Source organism: Krasilnikovia sp. M28-CT-15 (assembly GCF_047159595.1).
GTDB lineage: Bacteria > Actinomycetota > Actinomycetes > Mycobacteriales > Micromonosporaceae > Actinoplanes.
In genome coordinates this window covers 3,919,355-3,937,206 of sequence record NZ_BAAGAK010000001.1, presented here as the reverse complement: position 1 = coordinate 3,937,206, position 17,852 = coordinate 3,919,355, and the positions used below count along the sequence as shown (strand labels likewise).

General features: G+C 74.0%; 18 protein-coding genes and 1 riboswitch. Of the genes, 10 read left to right on the top strand and 8 right to left on the bottom strand.

The window, feature by feature from the left end:
* The first annotated feature begins 23 nt into the window (after window positions 1-23).
* From ACMCNO_RS18145 to ACMCNO_RS18105, 9 genes are all read left to right on the top strand, one after another.
* Window positions 24-1,061 (top strand): L-erythro-3,5-diaminohexanoate dehydrogenase, encoded by a 1,038-nt coding sequence (locus ACMCNO_RS18145; protein WP_412750622.1) that lies wholly within the window; start codon window positions 24-26, stop codon window positions 1,059-1,061.
* A 5-nt stretch (window positions 1,062-1,066) separates the two neighbouring features.
* Window positions 1,067-2,602 (top strand): amidohydrolase, encoded by a 1,536-nt coding sequence (locus ACMCNO_RS18140; protein WP_412750621.1) that lies wholly within the window; start codon window positions 1,067-1,069, stop codon window positions 2,600-2,602.
* Between the two features lie 50 nt (window positions 2,603-2,652).
* Window positions 2,653-4,215: a lysine 5,6-aminomutase subunit alpha gene (locus ACMCNO_RS18135; RefSeq protein WP_412750620.1), complete on the top strand. Its 1,563-nt coding sequence runs from the start codon at window positions 2,653-2,655 to the stop codon at window positions 4,213-4,215.
* Complete coding sequence (locus tag ACMCNO_RS18130; protein WP_412750619.1) at window positions 4,212-4,961, top strand: OAM dimerization domain-containing protein; 750 nt, start codon at window positions 4,212-4,214, stop codon at window positions 4,959-4,961. Before ACMCNO_RS18135 ends, ACMCNO_RS18130 begins: the two co-directional genes overlap by 4 nt.
* Window positions 4,958-5,323 carry a hotdog domain-containing protein gene (locus ACMCNO_RS18125; protein WP_130512695.1) on the top strand — a complete coding sequence of 122 codons (366 nt, stop codon included), beginning with the start codon at window positions 4,958-4,960 and terminating at the stop codon, window positions 5,321-5,323. The genes ACMCNO_RS18130 and ACMCNO_RS18125 overlap by 4 nt, the downstream gene beginning before the upstream one ends.
* A 44-nt stretch (window positions 5,324-5,367) precedes the next feature.
* Window positions 5,368-6,657, top strand: coding sequence for a glutamate mutase L (locus ACMCNO_RS18120; protein WP_412753742.1), 1,290 nt, complete (start codon window positions 5,368-5,370; stop codon window positions 6,655-6,657).
* A 64-nt stretch (window positions 6,658-6,721) separates the two neighbouring features.
* Complete coding sequence (lnt, locus tag ACMCNO_RS18115) at window positions 6,722-8,335, top strand: apolipoprotein N-acyltransferase (protein ID WP_412753741.1); 1,614 nt, start codon at window positions 6,722-6,724, stop codon at window positions 8,333-8,335.
* On the top strand, window positions 8,332-9,120 hold the full coding sequence (locus tag ACMCNO_RS18110) for a polyprenol monophosphomannose synthase (RefSeq protein ID WP_412750618.1): 789 nt from the start codon (window positions 8,332-8,334) through the stop codon (window positions 9,118-9,120). Before lnt ends, ACMCNO_RS18110 begins: the two co-directional genes overlap by 4 nt.
* 58 nt (window positions 9,121-9,178) lie before the next feature.
* Window positions 9,179-9,676, top strand: a complete 498-nt coding sequence (locus tag ACMCNO_RS18105; RefSeq protein WP_412750617.1) for an FxsA family protein — start codon at window positions 9,179-9,181, stop codon at window positions 9,674-9,676.
* A 75-nt stretch (window positions 9,677-9,751) separates the two neighbouring features.
* Here the strand turns inward: ACMCNO_RS18105 and ACMCNO_RS18100 are convergent, their stop codons facing one another.
* From ACMCNO_RS18100 to ACMCNO_RS18080, 5 genes are all read right to left on the bottom strand, one after another.
* The gene (locus ACMCNO_RS18100; protein WP_015622005.1) at window positions 9,752-10,090 is read right to left on the bottom strand and encodes an RNA polymerase-binding protein RbpA; all 339 of its coding nucleotides are present in this window, start codon (window positions 10,088-10,090) and stop codon (window positions 9,752-9,754) included.
* 208 nt (window positions 10,091-10,298) lie between these two features.
* The gene (locus tag ACMCNO_RS18095) at window positions 10,299-11,480 is read right to left on the bottom strand and encodes a serine/threonine protein kinase (RefSeq protein ID WP_412750616.1); all 1,182 of its coding nucleotides are present in this window, start codon (window positions 11,478-11,480) and stop codon (window positions 10,299-10,301) included.
* Window positions 11,481-11,587: 107 nt separating this feature from the next.
* Complete coding sequence (locus tag ACMCNO_RS18090; RefSeq protein WP_412750615.1) at window positions 11,588-12,148, bottom strand: histidine phosphatase family protein; 561 nt, start codon at window positions 12,146-12,148, stop codon at window positions 11,588-11,590.
* 34 nt (window positions 12,149-12,182) lie between these two features.
* Complete coding sequence (locus tag ACMCNO_RS18085; RefSeq protein WP_412750614.1) at window positions 12,183-12,956, bottom strand: CbtA family protein; 774 nt, start codon at window positions 12,954-12,956, stop codon at window positions 12,183-12,185.
* Entirely contained in the window at window positions 12,947-13,150 is a 204-nt protein-coding gene (locus tag ACMCNO_RS18080; RefSeq protein ID WP_412750613.1) for a CbtB domain-containing protein, read from the bottom strand. Before ACMCNO_RS18080 ends, ACMCNO_RS18085 begins: the two co-directional genes overlap by 10 nt.
* A gap of 60 nt (window positions 13,151-13,210) precedes the next feature.
* Window positions 13,211-13,297, bottom strand: a riboswitch (cobalamin riboswitch).
* 123 nt (window positions 13,298-13,420) lie between these two features.
* Between ACMCNO_RS18080 and mycP the strand changes: the two genes are divergently transcribed.
* On the top strand, window positions 13,421-14,620 hold the full coding sequence (gene mycP / locus ACMCNO_RS18075) for a type VII secretion-associated serine protease mycosin (protein ID WP_412750612.1): 1,200 nt from the start codon (window positions 13,421-13,423) through the stop codon (window positions 14,618-14,620).
* A gap of 34 nt (window positions 14,621-14,654) precedes the next feature.
* On the opposite strand, the gene ACMCNO_RS18070 is transcribed toward mycP, so the two are convergent.
* The 3 genes from ACMCNO_RS18070 to ACMCNO_RS18060 form a co-directional block, all read right to left on the bottom strand.
* Window positions 14,655-15,275 (bottom strand): vitamin K epoxide reductase family protein, encoded by a 621-nt coding sequence (locus tag ACMCNO_RS18070; RefSeq protein WP_412750611.1) that lies wholly within the window; start codon window positions 15,273-15,275, stop codon window positions 14,655-14,657.
* Window positions 15,275-16,036 carry a DsbA family protein gene (locus ACMCNO_RS18065; RefSeq protein ID WP_412750610.1) on the bottom strand — a complete coding sequence of 254 codons (762 nt, stop codon included), beginning with the start codon at window positions 16,034-16,036 and terminating at the stop codon, window positions 15,275-15,277. Before ACMCNO_RS18065 ends, ACMCNO_RS18070 begins: the two co-directional genes overlap by 1 nt.
* 249 nt (window positions 16,037-16,285) lie before the next feature.
* Entirely contained in the window at window positions 16,286-17,707 is a 1,422-nt protein-coding gene (locus ACMCNO_RS18060) for a PepSY-associated TM helix domain-containing protein (RefSeq protein WP_412750609.1), read from the bottom strand.
* Between the last annotated feature and the right edge of the window lie 145 nt (window positions 17,708-17,852).

Here is a 17,852-nt window from a genome sequence, read left to right as displayed (position 1 = left end):
TGTTTCAGGTGAGGGTGGTGGGAATGTCGTTTCCGGTGGGTTTGTCGCGGGTTGTTGAGCCGGCGGGTGTGTTGCCTCAGGCCGCGTGGCGGCTTGACCCCCGCCCGGAGCTGGGCGCCGACGAGGTGCGCATCCGGGTGGAGCGGCTGAATCTGGACGCGGCGAGCTTCCGGCAGCTGGCGGAGAAGCACGGCGGTGACGGGGCGGCGGTCCGCTCCGAGGTGCTGGAGATCGTCGGCACGCGCGGCAAGATGCACAACCCGGTGACCGGCTCGGGCGGGATGCTGATCGGCACGGTCGACGAGGTGGGCCCGGAGTCGCCGCTGCCGGTGAAGGTGGGCGACCGGGTGGCGACGCTGGTGTCGCTGACTCTGACCCCGCTGGCGATCACGGACGGGCTGGCCGGGTGGGACGGGCGCAGCGAGCAGGTCCCGGCGGCCGGCCACGCGATCCTGTTCGGGCGTTCCGTGGTGGCGGTGCTGCCGGACGACCTGCCCGCGGAGCTGGCCCTGGCCGTGTTCGACGTGTGCGGCGCCCCGGCGCTGACCGACCGGGTGGTGCGCGGACACGCGGCGGCCGGCCCGGTGAGCGTGGCGGTGCTGGGCGGGGCGGGCAAGAGCGGCTCCCTGGCGCTGACCGCGGCGCGGCTGGCGGGTGCCCGTACGGTCGGTGTGGTCGTGTCGGAGGCGGAGCGTGACACGCTGCGCGCGGCTGGGCTGGCCGACGAGGTCGCGGTCGCGGACGCCCGGAATCCGGTGGCGGTGTCGTCGGCGGTGGCCGAGGCGCTGGGCGGCCCGGCCACGGTGACCGTGGTGTGCGTGGACGTGCCGGGTTGTGAGCACGGCGCGATCCTGGCCACGGCGAACGGCGGCACGGTGATCTTCTTCTCGATGGCGACGAGCTTCTCGGCGGCGGCGCTGGGGGCGGAGGGCCTGGCGGCGGACGTGACGATGCTGGTGGGCAACGGGTACGTGCCGGGTCATGCGGAGTTCGCGGTGGATCTGGTGCGGCGTACCCCGGCGGTCCGCGCGATGTTCGAGGCGCGGGTCGCGGGACACTGACATCCATGACTGATTCCCCCTCGGTGCGGTATGTCAACGGTCGGTTCTACTCGGCGGCGGAGCCGCGGGCCACGGCGATGCTGGTGCGCGATGGCCGGGTCGCGTGGCTGGGTGCGGCGGCGGAGGCGCCCGCGGCGGATGTGACGGTGGATCTGGACGGTGCGCTGGTGACGCCGGCGTTCGTGGATTCGCATCAGCACGCGACGGACACCGGGCTGGTGGCGGGTGGGCTGGATCTGTCCGGGGTGCGTTCGGCGGGTGAGCTGTTGGACGCGGTGGCGCGGTTCGCGGGTTCGCGCCCGGGTGACGCGGTGGTGCACGGGCACGGCTGGGACGAGTCGACGTGGCGGGAGCAGGTCCCGCCGTCGGCGGCGGAGCTGGACCGGGCCGCGGGTGGGCGGCGGGTGTATCTGACGCAGGCGTCGGTGCATTCGGCGTTGTGCTCGACGGCGCTGTTGACCGAGGCGCGGGGTGTGCCCGGGTACGACGCGTCCGGGTGGGTGCGGGAGCAGGCGCATCACGCGGTGCGGGCGGTGGCGTTGGGGTCGTTGAGTGCGGCGCAGCGTACGCAGGCGCAGCGGGCGGCGTTGGAGCTCGCGGCGTCGCGGGGGGTGGCGGCGGTGCACGAGTGTGGTGGGCCGGGCACCTCCAGTGAGGCGGATTTCCTGTCGGTGCTGGCGTTGTCGGGTGCCGGGTTGCCGCAGGTGTTCGGGTACTGGGGTGAGCTGGGCGGGGCGGCGCGGGCCCGGGAGTTGGGTGCGCTGGGCGCGGCCGGTGATCTGTACGCGGATGGCGCGTTGGGGTCGCGGACGGCGTCGTTGCGGGAACCGTACGCGGACGGGTCGGGGTGTGGTGAGGCGTTTGTCTCCGCGGAGCAGGCCGCAGAGCACATCCTGGACTGTGTGCGCGTGGGCGTGCAGGCGGGTTTCCACGCGATCGGGGACGCGGCGATCGAGGCGGTGCTGGACGGTTTCGCGCTGGCCGCACGGCAGGTCGGGGTTGATCGATTGCGGGAGGGCCGGCATCGGGTGGAGCACCTGGAGCTGGCGGACAAGGCGATGATCGCCCGGCTGGTGGAGTTCGGCCTGGTGGCGAGTGTGCAGCCGGGGTTCGATGCGTTGTGGGGTGGCCCGCGGCGGATGTATGCGCAGCGGTTGGGGGTGGCGCGGGCGATGGCGTCGAATCCGATCGGGGCGATGCATGCGACGGGGGTGGCGTTGGCGTTCGGGTCGGATGCGCCGGTGACGGCGCCGGATCCGTGGGCGATGGTGACGGCTGCTGCGGCGCCGCGGAATCCGGTGTTCCGGATCGGGGTGCGGTCGGCGTTCGCGGCGAGCACCCGGGGTGGGTGGCGGGCGGCCGGGGTGGACGACTCGGGGGTGCTGGCTCCGGGTGCGGCGGCGACGTTCGCGGTCTGGGAGACCCCGGCGGGGACGGTTGAGGGGTTGCCGGCGCTGCTGGTGGACGCGGACGGGGTGGTGCCGGCGCGGCCGGTGTGCCGGCGCACGGTGCTGCGCGGCGAGACGATCTTCGAGGGTTGACGGGCCTGCCCGGCAAGGGTGCCGGGCGGGGTGAGACAAGGAGTACGGGCGTGGCCGGGAAGTTGAAGCTGGATCCGCGGGTGGTGCGCCGGGCGCGTGCGCTCGCGGCGCGGGCGGGGCAGCCGGTGGTCGACCTGGCGCGTTCGCACACGACGGTGTCGGTGGAGCGGGCGGTGCTGCGGCTGGCCGGGGTCCACGGGGCGGACTCGGACGGGATTCCGTGGGTGAACCGCCTGGTGGATGCGGTGGTTGCGGATGTGGGGCTGGGGCACGGGGTGGCGGTTCCCGTGTTCCATGCCCTGGCCGCTGAGGGCCTGGACGATGTGACGGTGCTGGCGCAGAAGGCGGCGGCGGGGGCGGTGCGGTTCGCCGTACCGGAGAAGAAGGCCGCGGTGAACGCGGCCCGGCGGGCCGCGAAGCGGGCGACCGGTGCCGGGGTGAAGTTGATCGACCGGCGGCGGGCGGAGCGGGACCGGCTGGTCCGCCGGTTCGGGGATCCGAAGCAGCGGCCGTGGATCTATCTGATCGTGGCGACCGGGGACATCTACGAGGACATTCCGCAGGCGCAGGCGGCGGCGCGGGCCGGCGCGGATGTGATCGCGGTGATCCGGTCGACGGGTCAGTCGTTGCTGGACTATGTGCCGGAGGGGGCGACCCGGGAGGGTTTCGCGGGCACGTATGCGACGCAGGAGAACTTCCGGCTGATGCGGGCGGCGTTGGATGAGACGTCGCGGGAGCTGGGCCGCTATGTGCGGTTGACGAATTATGCGAGCGGGTTGTGCATGCCGGAGATCGCGGCGCTGGCCGGGATGGAGCGGCTGGACATGATGCTCAACGACTCGATGTACGGGATTCTGTTCCGGGACATCAATCCGATCCGGACTTTCGTGGACCAGCGGTTCTCCCGGCAGGTGCATGCCCGGGCGGGCATCATCATCAACACTGGTGAGGACAACTATCTGACCACTGCGGATGCGGTGGAGGCGGCGCACACGGTGACGGTGTCGCAGTTGCTGAACGAGTTCTTCGCGCACGAGGCGGGGTTGGCGGACTGGCAGCTGGGGCTGGGGCACGCGTTCGAGATCAACCCGGATCTGCCGGATTCGTTCCGGATGGAGCTGGCGCATGCGTTGCTGGCGCGGGAGTTGTTCCCGGATGCGCCGCTGAAGTGGATGCCGCCGACCAAGCACATGACCGGTGACGTGTTCCGCGGGAATCTGCTGGACGGGTTCTTCAACCTGGTGGGTGCGCTGACCGGGCAGGGGATTCTGCTGGTGGGGATGATGACCGAGGCGGTGGTGACGCCGTGGCTGTCCGACCGCGACATCGCGCTGCAGAACGTGCGGTACGTGCTGAACGGGGCGGGGAATCTGCACGAGGATTTCGTGCCGGCGCCGGGCGGGTTCATTCAGCAGCGGGGTCAGCAGGTTCTCGCGGAGGCGGTGGAGCTGCTGGCGGAGATCGTGGACGACACCCTGTTGAACGCGATCGCGGACGGCACCTTCGGGATCATGAAGCGGCCCGCGGACCGGGGTAAGGGCCTGGACGGTGTCGCGAAGCACGACGAGGACTACTACAACCCGGTGACCGAGGCGCTGGAGGCCGCGCAGTGAGCATCATCCGCCCCTATGGGGACACGACCGGGGACGGGATGGTGCAGTTGTCGTTCACGCTGCCGATCCCGCACGACAAGCGGGCCGAGGGCGCCGCGGTCCAACTGGCGAACAAGATGGGCATGGACCCGGCGCTGCTGGTGCACGCGAAGCAGATGGGTGACGGGTTCACCTTCTTCGTCGTGTACGGGAAGGTGAACCACCTGGTGGACACCGAGAAGGTGCAGGTGGTGGAGCGCGACTTCCCGTTGCTGTCCGCCAAGGAGGTCAACGCGACGATCAAGCGGCGGTTGCGGCGGCGGCTGAACGTGGTGGGTGCCTGCATCGGTACGGACGCGCACACCGTGGGCATCGACGCGATCCTCAACGTCAAGGGGATCGCGGGGGAGAAGGGCCTGGAGTATTACCGGGAGCTGTCCGTGACGAACATGGGCGCCCAGGTGAGCGTGCCGGATCTGGTGGAGACGGCGCGGGCGGCCAAGGCGGACGCGGTGCTGGTGTCGCAGGTGGTGACGCAGCGGGATGCGCATCTGCACAACACGCGGGCGATGTCGGCGGCCTTCCGGGAGGCGCTGCCCGCCGGGAAGCGGCCGCTGCTGATCGTGGGCGGGCCGCGGTTCGACGAGCTGATGACGGGCGAGTTGGGCGTCGACCGGATCTTCGGCCGGGGCACCACGCCGGGCGAGGTGGCCTCGTATCTCGTGCATGCCCTGCTGTCGCGCAAGGAGAAGGAGACCACCGCATGATCACTGTCGTGCACCGCCGGTACGTGCCGTACGCGCACGCCCACTACGCGGGGAATCTGGTGGACGGGGCGTATTCGCTGGGCCTGTTCGGGGATGTGGCGACGGAGGTGTGCATTCAGCTGGACGGCGACGAGGGGCTGTTCGCGTCGTACTCGGATGTGCAGTTCAAGGCGCCGGTGCAGGCGGGTGACGTGCTGGAGGTGACCGCGACGGTGACGCGGATGGGCACCCGGTCGCGGACGATCGAGTTCGCGTCGACGGTGGTGTGCCGGGGCACGGGCGGTTCGGGTGCGCAGGTGCTGGCGGAGCCGATCGTGGCGGTTACCGCGACGGGCACCGTGGTCGTCCCCCCGAAGGCATGACCGGGCGGACCGAGCGCACCGAGGGCGTGCCCGGCCCGCGCAGCATGACTGACACCGGCGGCGTGGGCTCGGGGGCGATCTGCGTCGACGTGGGGTCGACGTACACGAAGGCGTGCCTGGTGGATCTGGACTCCGGTGCCCTGGTGCGCCGGGTCGAGGTGCCGACGACCGCGGAGTCGGACGTGCTGGTGGGCCTGGACGCGGCGGTGGCGGAGCTGGATGCGCACGCGCCGCTGTATGTGTGCTCGTCGGCCGGTGGGGGCTTGCGCCTGGCGGTGGTCGGGTACGAGTCGCTGGTCACCGCGGAGGCCGGGCACCGGGTGGGGTTGTCGGCGGGTGCGCAGGTGGTGCATGTGGCGGCCGGGCCGCTGGACGGCCGGGCGGTCGCGGCGCTGCGCGCGTCCCGCCCGGACGTGATCCTGCTGGTGGGTGGCACGGACGGCGGTGACGCGTCGGTGTTGCTGCACAACGCGGGCAGGTTGGCGACCTCGCGGCTGCGGGTGCCGGTGGTGGTGGCGGGCAACGCCGACGCCCGGGAACAGGCGGCCGGGGTGTTGTCGGCGCGTGGGGTGCCGGTGACGGTGACCGGCAACGTGCTGCCGCGCATCGGGGTGCTGGATCCGGGTCCGGCGCGGGCGGCGATCCGGCAGATGTTCCTGCGGCATGTGATCGGCGGTAAGCGGTTGTCGCGGGGTCAGCGGTTCGCGTCGCTGGTGCGGGCCGCGACCCCGGACGCGGTGCTGGCGGCGGTGGAGTTGCTGGCGGACCGTACCGGCGCCGGGGTGCTGGTGGTGGATGTGGGCGGGGCGACCACGGACGTGTATTCGGCGCTGGTGCCGGACGCGGAGGCGGAGGCGGGTCCGCGCCGGGATGTGGCGGGCACGTTGTGGCGCTCCCGGACCGTGGAGGGTGATCTGGGGGTGCGGGCGGGCGCGGCGGGGGTGGTGGCGGCCGCGGCGGCGGAGAAGCTGGAGTCGCCGGACATCACCGGCGGGCCGCCGTTCGACACGGGCACGGACCGGCGGCTGGCGGCGGTGGCCGCGACCGTGGCGTTGCGGCGGCACGCGCGCGGGCACGCACCGGGTCCCGGGTTGCCGCGGACGGGTGGGCGGGACCTGCGTGACGTGCGGCTGGTGGTGGGCTCGGGCGGCGTGTTGCGCCACGGCGGCGGCGCGCAGGTGCTCGACGCGGTGCTGGGCGACACGGCGGGGGGCTGGGCGGCGCCGGCGGGCGCGCGGCGCACGATCGATACGGCGTACGTGCTGGCGGCTGCCGGGTTGCTGGCGGCGGAGCATCCGGCGGCCGCGGCCGGGCTGCTCGACACCCTGCGGTGACGAGGGGCGGGGTGCGCCCGCGACGGTTCCGTGACCGGGCGCGGCTAGCATTCCGCGCGTGGAGATGACCCTGCAGAGCCCGGCGCCGCCGGTGCCGTCCGCGTCTGCGGTGACGCCGGGGCCGGTGCGGCTGCCGGTGGCGTTGGTGCTGTCGGTGCTTTCCGGGCTGGCGTTGCTGGTGTCGTTTCCGCCGTACGGGCTGTGGTGGCTGGGCCCGGCCGGGGTGGCGTTGCTGGCGGTGGCGGCGCACCGGCGCCGGCTGCGCGGCGGCGCCGGCATCGGCATGGTCACCGGCCTGGTGTTCTTCCTGCCGCTGCTGGCGTGGACGAACCTGAACACGGGCTGGCTGCCGTGGGTGCTGCTGTCGGTGGCGCAGGCCGCGTTCCTGGCGTTGCTGGGCTGGGCGGGTGCGTGGGTGTCGCCGCTGCTGGACCGGTGGCCGGCGGTGTGGCCGCTGGTGTGCGGGCTGCTCTGGACGGCGCAGGAGGCGTTGCGGGACCGGCAGCCGTTCGGCGGGTTCCCGTGGGGGCGGCTGGCGTTCGGCCAGGCGGACGGGCCGTTGGTGCGGCTGGCGGTGCTCGGCGGGGCGCCGCTGGTGACGTTCGCGGCGGCGGCGGCCGGTGGGGCCCTCGCGGGGTTGTGGTGGTGCCGCGGGCGTGGGTTGCGGCGGGTCGCGGCCGGGGCGGGGTTCGCGGCGGCGGCCGTACTGATCGTGGCGGGGCCGGCGGCGGTGCCGGTCGCGCAGGCCGGCGCGCAGCGGGCGACGGTCGCGATCGTGCAGGGCAACGTGCCGCGGCTGGGGCTGGATTTCAACGCGCAGCGCCGGGCCGTGCTGGACAACCATGTGCGGGGCACCCGGGAGCTGGCGCAGCAGGTCGCGGCGGGCCGGGCGCCGCGCCCGGATCTGGTGGTGTGGCCGGAGAACTCCAGCGACATCGACCCGTTGCGCAACGCGGACGCCGCGCAGCAGATCGGTGCGGCGGCCCAGGAGATCGGCGTGCCGATCCTGGTGGGGGCGGTGCTGCGCGGTGACGTGCCGGGGGAGATCCGCAACGCGGGCATCCTGTGGCGTCCCGGGACCGGCCCGGACATGGATCAGCTGTACGTGAAGCGGCATCCGGTGCCGTTCGCGGAGTACATGCCGCTGCGGCCGGTGGCGCGGCTGGTCAGCGACAAGGTGGACCTGGTGAAGACCATGGTCGCGGGCAGCCGCCCGGGCGTGGTGCGGACCGGGCCGGTGACCGTGGGTGACGTGATCTGTTTCGAGGTGGCGTACGACGGGATCGTGCGGGACACGGTCACCGGCGGGGCGCAGGTCCTGGCGGTGCAGACGAACAACGCGACCTTCGATGTGGCGGAGGCCCGTCAGCAGCTGGCGATGGTGCGGCTACGCGCGGTGGAGCACGGCCGGCAGGCGCTGATGGTGTCCACGGTAGGTGTGTCCGGGTTTGTGGACACCTCCGGTGTGGTGCACCAGGCGACCGGTTTCAACGCCGCCGCGGTGGTGGTGGGTGAGATGCGGCTTGGCGGACCGGCTACGCTGGCCACTCGCCTGGGCCGGTGGCCAGAGCTGGCCGCCGCCGCGGCTGCGCTCGCCCTGCTGGTCCTGGCAGCGCCGGGGCGGCTGCGCCGGCGGCGCACGGACATCGACGACAAGCTGGCGACGGAGGAACGGTGAGCGAGGCGCAGGAGTATCCGGGGGTGGGCCGGGTCCTCGTGGTCATCCCGACCTACGACGAGGCCGACAACATCCGGCAGATCATCCAGCGGGTGCGTCGCGCGGTGCCGTCCGTGGACATCCTGGTCGCCGACGACAACTCCCCGGACGGTACGGGGGCGATCGCCGACGAGCTGAGCCTGGCCGACGATCACGTCTTCGTGCTGCACCGCGCCGGTAAGCAGGGCCTGGGCGCCGCGTACGTGGCGGGGTTCGCGTGGGCCAAGGACAAGGGCTACGACGCGGTCGTGGAGATGGACGCGGACGGCTCACACGCCCCGGAGGAGCTGTCGAAGCTGCTGGACGCGCTGCGCGAGCACGACGCGGTGCTCGGCACCCGGTACATTCCGGGCGGCAGCGTGCACAACTGGCCGCTGCACCGGCTGCTGCTCTCGCGCGGCGGCAACATCTACATCAAGATGGCGCTGGGGATGCCGTTCCGGGACGCCACCGGTGGTTACCGGGCGTACCGGATGAGCGTGCTGGACCGCATCGACGTGGCCACGGTCGCCTCCCAGGGGTATTCGTTCCAGGTGGAGCTGGCGTGGCGGACGTACCGGCACGGGTTCCGGATGACCGAGGTGCCCATCACGTTCACGGAACGTGAGCGCGGCAAGAGCAAGATGAGCGGCAACATCTTCAAGGAGCAGCTGCTGCGGGTCACCCGGTGGGGGGTGCAGTCGCGGGCGCAGGCGCTGCGGCAGCGGCTGGGCCGCGACACGAAGCCCGGTTCGACCCGGCGGTGAACGGGCACCTGCGTGTCATGCTGGAACGGTCGGCGATGACACCGCAGGGGGGTGCGTGATGCGCCGAGGCTGGGCGCTGCTACCGGTCGCGATGCTGCTGCTGGCGGTCGCGGAAATCGTCGTGTTCATCGCGGTGGCACGCGCGCTCGGGACGGGCTGGGCACTGCTGTTGCTGACCTTGGCCAGTGTCGCCGGGCTGGCGCTGCTGCGCCGCGAGGGCGTACGCGGGTGGCGGGTGTGGCGGGCCGCTGCCGAGGCCGGCCAGCCGGCCGGGCGCCAGGTGTCGCACGCGCTGGTCGGGGTGCTGGGTGCGTTGCTGCTGGCGGTGCCGGGTTTCCTGACCGCCGTGGCGGGGCTGGTGCTGATCCTGCCGCCGGGACGGGGCCTGGCCCGGCGCGGGGTGCGGTATGCCACCGAACGGCGGGTGTCGTCCGCGGTGGCCGGCGACCTGTTCGGGCCACGCCGGGTACGTGCGCGGCGCGGGCAACCGCCGCCCGCCGAGGCGGCCGGTGACGGTCTGGACGGTGAGATCGTCGAGGGCGAGATCGTGCGCTGAGCCGCTCCGTCACCGGTGCGCACAGAAAACGCCGCCCCGGAGCGGAGGCGGCGTTTCTGGATGCCGGTGTGCGGGTCAGCGGCCGCGGCGGGTGCGGACCTCCTGGAGACGCTCGTTGAGGATGTCCTCCAGCTCCGAGATGGAGCGGCGCTCCAGCAGCATGTCCCAGTGGGTGCGGGGCGGCTTGGCCTTCTTCTGCTCCGGCTCGTTGCCGTCGACCAGCCGGGCGACGCTGCCGTCGAACTTGCATTCCCAGGTGATCGGAACCTCGGCGTCGACGGCGAACGGCACCTCGAACTGGTGGCCCTTGACGCACAGGTACTCGCGGGTCTGCCGGGGCGCCAGCTCGGTGTTGCGGTCGGACTCGTAGCTGACTGCGCCAAGACGGCTGCCGCGCAGCATGCGTTCGCCCATGATCGGCTTCCCCTCGCTCGTGGTGCTCTCGTTGGTGTAACGAAAGGGTCGGTCGTCAGATTCCTGCCGCACCGCCGCATGTGTCGGCGGTGTTAACGCATACGAGCGTAGCGGCCTGCGGGCCTTACCGTTCGGCACGCTCGGGCCCTGAAGTGGACCTTGGTCCGGTTTACGGCCGTTTGGCCAATCTGCACCGGTGCGATGTACGTCACCGTCGCGCCGTCACCGGTACCTCGCCCTCCGCCCCCGCCCGCGCCCCACCCAGCGCCGCCAGCGCCGAGGCGAGGTCACTGACCTGCGCCGACAACTGCGCCGTACGGTCCTGGGCAGCCTGCGCGTCGGCGCGGGCCTGCGCAAGCTGGCGGCGCAGCTGGTCGATGTCGCGTTGCGCGTCGGCCCGGGCCTCGGCGGTCGCCCGCTGAGCCAGCGCCACCGCGCGCTGGGCCTCGTCGCGTTCGCGCGCCGCGGCCTGCCCCTGCGCGGCGGCCCGCTGCGCGTCGGCCCGGGCCGCCGTTGCCTCCCCGCGCGCCCGCTCCGCCTCTGCGCGGGCCGCCGCCGCCTCCGCGCGGGCCTGCTCCACTGCCGCGCGGGCCGCCTGGGCGTCCGATCGGGCCTGGTCCCGGTCCTGCTGGGCCACGTCACGGTCCTGCTCGGCCCGGGCCTGGGCGGCCTGCGCCTCCCGCACGGCCTGCTCGGCCGTTCGCTGCGCCTGCTGGGCCCGGCCCTCGGCGTCCGCGGCCGCCCGCTGCGCCTGCTGCACGTCGCGGCGCAACTGGCGCGCCTCGGTGCCGGCCTGCTCCGCCTGCCGGCGGGCGGTGTCGCGGTCGGCCTCGGCCTGTTCCTGGCGGGCTACCGCCGCCCCGGCGGCCTGCCGGGCCTCGTCGCACGCCGCCTGGGCGTCGCGTGCCTGCGCCGTCGCGGCCTGCGCGGCGCGCTGGGCGGCCTGCGCCTGCTCGTGCGCCGCGTCGCGTTCCGCAGTCGCCGCGGCGGCCTCCTGCCGGGCCTGCCCCGCCGCGGCGGCGGCGCGGTCCTCGTCGCGGCGCGCCTCGTCGCGTTCGGTGTGCGCGGCGGCGACCTGCCGGGACGTCTCCGCCCGTATCTCGGCGACCTGCCGGTCCACCCCGGCGGGGCTCAGCTCCGCGTGCAGGGCCTCGCTGAGGGTGGCGACGAGCTGATCGAGGCGGTCCACCGCCTCCCAGGTGCGGGCCACCTGCCCGGCCAGGCCGGGCGCGGCGCGCTGGCGCATCCGTACGTTGCGCGAGGCGCGCTGGCAATCGCCGTCGTTGTCCCGGCAGTACCGGAACGGCCGCCCGGCCGCGGCCCGCTGCGGCACCGGCCGCCCGCAGTGCGCGCACGGGCGGGTCTCGGCGTTCTGTTCCATCGCCTCCATCGCCGGGGATTGTATCGACGCCCAGGCGTGTACCCGGCTCAGCGCGCCGGAGCGTGTCGGGCCCGGGCGGCCCAGGGAGCCTGCCGGTGGTGGGCGGGCGGGGATCCTCAGGCCGCCGTGGGCAGGTGCAGGTGCCAGCGGCCCGCCCGGCAGGTCAGCCGCACCAGGGCCAGCGGTGCCACGTCGAGACGCCACAGCGCGGCGGCCGGCAGCCCCAGGGCGCAGGCGACGGCGGCGCGGACCACGACCGGATGGGCGACCGCGACCACCGGCCCCTGCGCCGGCCCGTGGAGCCACGCGCCGACCCGCGCCGCGACCGCGGCCAGGGACTCCCCGCCGTGCGGGGCGGCGCCGGGATCGGTCAGCCACGCCTGCACCGCGGCGGGGTCGCGGGCCGCGACGGTCTCCAGGGTGGCCCCGGACCAGCGCCCGAAATCGGGATCGGCCAGCGCGGGCACGGCCGTGGCCGCGCGGCCCAGCGCGCGGGCCGTGGCGGTGGCGGCCACCGAACCGCCGCACAGCCACGGCACGTCCGCGGTCAAGCCGCGCTGCCCGGCCAGGGACTGCGTGGCCCGCAGACCCGCCTCGTCGGGTTCGCCGTCGCCGCCGAACACCGCGGCCCGCAGCGCCGGCGTCGGGGCGCAGGCCAGCAGCCGCACCCCGCTCACCCCGCACCGCCGTTGCGGCAGGCAGGTGCGGCGATCACCCGGCGACGGCCGCCCGGTCGGGCGTGCGGGCGCCCAGGCGGGACAGCAGTGCGGCGAAACCCAGACCCAGCGACACCCACAGCACCAGCTGGGTGCCCAGCGACGCCAGCCGGAAATTCCACAGCAGACTCGCCGGGAACGTCGACGGGACCTCGTCGACGGCAGGCAGCATCACATACCCCACGGCGACCACGGCGAGGAAACCGAGCACGCCCGTGAGCGCGCGCAGCCATTCCGGTGCGGCCCCCCGCGGAGCGCGGTAGCCCACCACACCCGCCCACACGGCGACCAGCCCGAGCACCACGATGGCCAGGTAGCCGGCCGTGCGCTGGTCGATCGTCGCGGGATCGCCCACCGCCGGGGGATTGGGCGGATACTTCACGAACGGCACGAGCACCGCGCCCAGCAGCGCGGCACCCGCCAGCCCCAGCGCGGCGCGGGCGTCCGACGGGGTGCGCAGCCGGCGCCGCAGCAACGTGTACGCGGTGGCCAGCAGGCCACCCATGGCCGCCCCGAACAGGGCCGTGGCCAGGAACAGCCCGCCCTTCTGCCCGGAGCGGCTGACCAGCTCGTCGTCCTGGTGGCCGGAGCCCGTGTCCTCGCCCGCCACGTGCGCCGCCTGCTCCTCGATCGCGATGGCCGCGTCCACCCGCGGCTCACCGGCGACATAGCCGAACACCCCGGCCAGCAGGCCGGCGATCAGCCCGGCCAGCAGGCCGCGCAGCAGGACAGCGGAGTAGGTGGGGACGCCGTCGGCCCTCAGTGACACGGGACGCCGAGCAGGTGACGGCCGTCATGCATGAGTTCGTGCAGGTACATGCCGCTGCGCGAGACCGCGCCCTGGTCGAACGCGACCAGGTACGCCATGAGCAGCAACACCGCGACGACTGCGAGTGCCGTCCACAGCACCCGGGTGGACACGGCAGGTGAGATCACCGGGCGGACCGACTGAGCCTTCGGCATGGTGGGCCAGAACCTCCTACTCGGGATGACGCGTCCCGTTCGTGGGGCTGCGGCGCGTGAGCGTCCTGACTCACCGACACCACCCAGGCGGTGCCGGGGGGTGTCCGTTCACAGTGGCGCGACCGTACCGGATTTTCACCGGTTTCCCTCGCGACGCCGCAGATTGGTTCCCATAACCTAACGGCGAGGCCGGGACCAGGTCAATTCGGGTGCCCCCCGCGCGCCGCCACGCCCGGCTACGATGTGCCCCGACCTGGGGAGGCGTTGGCGGTGCGGAAGACAGTGGCGGCGGCCGTGGCCGCGGCATTCGGCGTGCTGCTGCCCGTTCCCGCCCAGGCCCGCGCGGCCGGATGCGACCCGGTCCCGGCGCCCGGGCAGGTCAGCCGGGCGATGCCGTACGAGGACCAGGTGTACGACCTGGACCGGCTGGCCCGGGTGGCCGACGGCTCCGGGATCCGGGTGGCGGTCATCGACTCGGGCGTCGACACGCAGCACCCGCAGCTGGACGGGCACATCGCGCCCGGCAAGGACGTGCTGCGCCGCAACCGCGACGCCCGGCAGGACTGCATCGGGCACGGCACCGGCGTGGCCAGCATCATCGCCGCCCAGCCGGTCGACGGGGTGCCGTTCCACGGCCTGGCGCCCGGCGCCGTCATCGTGCCGGTGCGCGTCAGCGAGCAGGAGACCATCGATGGGCGCGCCGTCGGCGAGCAGGTGTCGCCGCGGCAGTTCGCGCAGGCCATCGACTGGGCGTCGGACCCGCGCGGCGGCAACGCCCAGGTGATCAACTTGTCGGTGGTGATGATCGGCAGGAACGACGAGGTCCGCGATGCCGTGGCCCGCGCGGTGCAGCGCGGGGTGGTGGTCGTCGCCGCGGTCGGCAACTCCGGCCGCGCGCAGGACAGCAACCCGACGCCGTACCCGGCGGCGTACGACGGGGTCATCGGGGTCGGCTCGGTCGGGGCCGACGGGTTGCGCGCCGACGACTCCCAGCACGGCAACTACGTCGACGTCATGGCCACCGGCGTGGGTGTCACCATGGCCGCACCGGGCAGCGGGCACGTGGCCGGCAAGGGGACCAGCTTCGCGGCGCCGTTCGTGGCGGCCACGGCCGCGCTGCTCAAGCAGCGCTTCCCCCGGCTGAGCCCGGACGAGATCACCCAGCGGATCGTCGCCACCGCCGACCCGGCCCCGGGCGGCAAGCGCAGCGACGAGTACGGATACGGCCTGCTCAACCCGTACCGGGCACTGACCGAGACCCTCGCGCCGGAGGGTGCCGCGCCGCCCCCGCCCGCGGTGGTGCGCCGCGACGACCCGGCCGCGGTGGCCCGCGAGGCCCGCCGCCGGCACGCCCAGGACCGGGCCCTGCTGGTGGCCGGCTTCGGCGCCGCCGCGGTGGTGCTGCTCGGCAGCGCCGCGGCCGTCGTGCGGCGGGGACGCCGCCGCGGCTGGCGGCCCGCCTCCGGCTGAGCTCCCGGCGCGCTGGTCAGCCGAACAGGGCTGGTCAGCCGAACAGGGCGGTGCCGTACTTGCTGACGATGATCAGGCCGAGGGTGAGCAGCCAGATCGTCACGACCAGGACGTCGTAGTCCGCGTCGACGAACCGGGCCGCGGCCTGCTGCGCCCGCGCGGGCAGGTACAGGTTCTCGTCGCGGATGTTGACATGGGTGAGGGTGGCGAACACCAGCGTGGTGGAGACCGTGACCAGCAGGCACCACGGGCACAGCGCCCCGATGTTGACCACGGCCTCGTAGAACAGCCAGTACGCGAAGATCACGCCAAGGGTGTAGACGAGCTGGGCGGCGAACATGAAGCCGCGTGGGAAACGCACCCCGGCCAGGCTCGCGACCGCGATGGTGATCACCACCGGTTCGGCGACCAGGCCCAGGAACGCGTTCGGGAAGCCGAACAGCTGCGCCTGCCAGCTGGTCGCGACCGTGCCGCAGCTGATCACGGCGTTGATGTCGCAGGACAGGCTGCGGTGCGGGTTCTCGGCCAGGCGTACCGCGTCGATGGACAGCACGAACGAGGCCAGCAGGCTCAGGCACGCCGAGAACAGCATGGTGCCGTAGATCCACGCGTCGGCGTGGCGCAGCTGCCGGAACCAGGCCAGCGGGTTCGCCATTACTTCGCCGCCGCCGTGATGGCCTGGGTCAGCGGGCCCACCGTGTACAGGTCACCCTCGAACACCGTGCCGTTGATCTTCACGGTGGGGGTGCCCTGCAGGCCCGCCGCGAACGCCTGCTGGGTCGACGCGGCCACCCACGGTTCGAACACGTGCCGGGTGAACGTGTCCACCACCGGTGACGGCACCCCGGACTGGCGGGCCAGGTCGGCGATCTGCTCGTCGGAAAGGCCCGCGCTGCCCTCGGCGGGCTGGTGCGCGAACAACGCCGAGTTGAACGCGATCAGCTGGTCCGGGGCCCGGTCGTACACGGTCGCGGCGGCGTTCGCGGCCCGGGTCGAGTAGCGGGTCCCGTTGGACATCTCGTCCAGGAACGCCAGCGGGTACAGGTACTGGCGGACGGTGCCCTCGCCGAGCAGCCGGGCGATCTCGGCGCCGTTGGCGCGCTCGAACCGGCCGCAGTACGGGCACATGTAGTCCGCGTACACCTCCAGCTTGACCGGGGCGCCGTCCTTGCCGCTGACCAGCGCCCCACCGGCCGCGCCGCTGGGCGCCACGACCGGCCCGGAGGCTGTGGGCTGCGCCGAGGAGCCGTTGTTGGCGGCCCGGACGATGGTGAACACGATCGCGATGAGCAGCCCCACGACGACGACCATGCCCGCGATGGCGGGCCACCGCGGCCGCCCGCTCTGGGCGGCCGCGACCGCCGCCCGGCCCTTGCGCATCTCCCGGGACTGCTCGCGTTGCTTCTTGCCCACCATGTCCCCCGCGGTCGCCCGGCGGCCCGGGCGGATTCGGCAGGCGGATGACCTGCGCCGTGTCCAGGCTATGAGCAATCGGGGGGCCAGAAGGCGGGTTCGCCGGGCGATCTTGTGGGGACCCGCGGGCCTTCCCCGGGTCGGTGCCGCGCCCAGGGAAGGCCCGCGGAAGGCGGGCACGGTTCGCCGCCGGCGCGAAACCGTCCGGTACCGCCTCGCCCGGCCCGGGGTCAGCCAGCGCCCGGCCCGGGGTCAGCCGGCGGTGGCCGACGCCGCCGCGGACCGGCGCCGCATGAGGGCACCCGCAACGGCGTCGGCCACCAGGAACGCGGCGAGCGGGAGGCCGAGCAGCGGCATGGCCCAGCCCAGCGCGACCACCAGCGGGACACCGGCCGCGATGGTCCAGCCGGGCAGCCGCTGCCACGCCCCGCGCGCCGGGGCGGCACCGACCGGGGCGCGGCGCCCGGCCCGGGTCGGGCGGCGCTGCCACCACATCCGGTACCCCCACAAGATCACGCACAGCAGCCCGGCAGCGAGGGCGGCCAGCACGATCTGGTTGACGACGCCGAACAGGACGCCCATGTGCGCCTGGACGCCGAGCTTGCTCAGCTGCGCCAGCAGCGGCCAGTCGGCGAAGTCGCTGCGCGCCACGATCCGGGAGCCGGCGGGATCCACCGCGACGCGGTCCAGGGCGACCGGCCAGGTGTTGTCGACGCCCGCGACCGTCCACGCGGAACCGGGCTGCTCCGGCGGGGTGATCTCCACCGGGCCGCTGAGGCCACCCTGCCGGGCCACCGCCAGGACCGTGTCGGCCTGGGCGGGGTCGAGCGGCGCGGCGCCGCCCCCGCCCGCCGGGTGGTGCCCGCCGTCCGAGGCCGCGCCGATCGCGGTCGAGAGCGCGGGCCGGTGCGCGTCGAAGGCGTCCAGCGCGGCCTCGAAGGTGCCGCCCGCGTACCGAGACCAGGTCAGGCCGGTGGCGGACAGGATCAGCAGCCCGATGGTGATCCACACGCCGGTGGCGGCGTGCCAGCCGCGGGTGCGGCGTACGCCCTTGCGGGCGGACAGCTCCGGGGCGAACATCCGGCGCAGGTTGCGGCGGCGCCGCCACCACAGCACCAGCCCGCCGAGGGTGAGGACCCACAACCAGCTGGCGGCGAACTCGGAGTAGTGGCGTCCGAGGTCGCCCAGGTGCAGGTTGCGGTGCAGGTCGTCCAGCCAGGTGGTCACCGGCGTGGACCCCCACCAGGTGGTCAGCGTGCCCTGGACCGCGCCGGTGTGCGGGTCGACGTACACGGTGTGCTGCTTGTCGCCCAGCTCCGGCAGCGCGAACACCACCCTCGTGGTCCGGGCGCCGGTGCCCGGCTGCACCGCGGCCAGGGTGCCCTGCGGGTGCGCCTGGCGTGCCTGGTCGATCTGCCGTGCCAGCGGCAACACGGCCGGGCCGGGGCTGGTGACGGTGAGTTTGTCGCCGTAGAGCAGCGTGTCCAGCTGGGGGGTCGCCGTGTAGAGCAGGCCGGTGACGGCGGCGGCGACGAGGAACGGGGCGACCAGGATCCCGGCGTAGAAGTGCAGCCGCAGCAGCAGCGCACCGAACGGCGACACGCGCGCGGCGCCCGCGCTCCGCCCCGGGGGCGCGGCGGGGGTGGGGTCGATGAGATCCGGGGTGAGGGTCATGCGGCAGGGTCCTCGCTTCAGCGGCGCGCACGGCGCCGGGGACACGGGCGGAGGGGACCGGTACGGGCGGTGCCGCACCGGTGGGCCGCGCCGATGACATCGACGGGGCTCAGGTCGGTAGTCGTCCGCCCGCCGCCGCCCGGTT